This window comes from Microbacterium sp. BF1 (assembly GCF_019279095.1).
Classification (GTDB): domain Bacteria; phylum Actinomycetota; class Actinomycetes; order Actinomycetales; family Microbacteriaceae; genus Microbacterium; species Microbacterium maritypicum.
In genome coordinates this window covers 1-515 of the sequence record NZ_JAGYWT010000905.1, presented here as the reverse complement: position 1 = coordinate 515, position 515 = coordinate 1, and the positions used below count along the sequence as shown (strand labels likewise).

Genomic DNA, 515 nt, shown 5'->3' with positions numbered 1-515 from the left:
GACCTCCTGTGGCCACCGGCGGCGGGACCCGCGCTCTGGCAGGTGCTCGCGATGGTCGTGGTCGCCGTCGGGTCGGTCGTCGTGGCCATGCCGTGGCGGCGTCGACGCTGAGGCGCTACTTCTTCTTCTTCTTCGCCTTCTCGGTGCTCGCCGCGGGCAGGCGCGTGACGAGCTTGCGGGCATCGACGCTCTTGCGCCGGCCGGGCTTCTTGCCTTCGGGCTTGCCACCCACGTAGAGCCAGCCGAGGAGCTCCTCGTTCTTGCCGAGGCCGTGGGCCTTGGCCACCGCCTTGGCACGCGTGTAGTGGCCCGTGCGCCAGATGACGCCCCACCCGGCCTCGTCGAGCAGAAGACTCAACACGTGCGCGACACCGGACGCGACCGCCTCCTGCTCCCACCGGGGCACCTTCTCGCTCTTGCGGTAGCTCGCGACGACGGCGATGAGCAGCGGAGCGCGAAGCGGCTTCGACGAGGGTGAGGAATCTCCCTGGGCCTTCGCGATCGCCGCGCCCAGC

General features: G+C 70.5%; 1 protein-coding gene. It reads right to left on the bottom strand.

Annotation, left to right across the window (positions count from 1 at the left end; all coding sequences use genetic code 11):
* Positions 1 to 115: 115 nt before the first annotated feature.
* On the bottom strand, positions 116 to 515 hold a 400-nt coding region (locus KZA10_RS17480; protein WP_218683541.1), incomplete at its 5' end, for a nitroreductase family protein.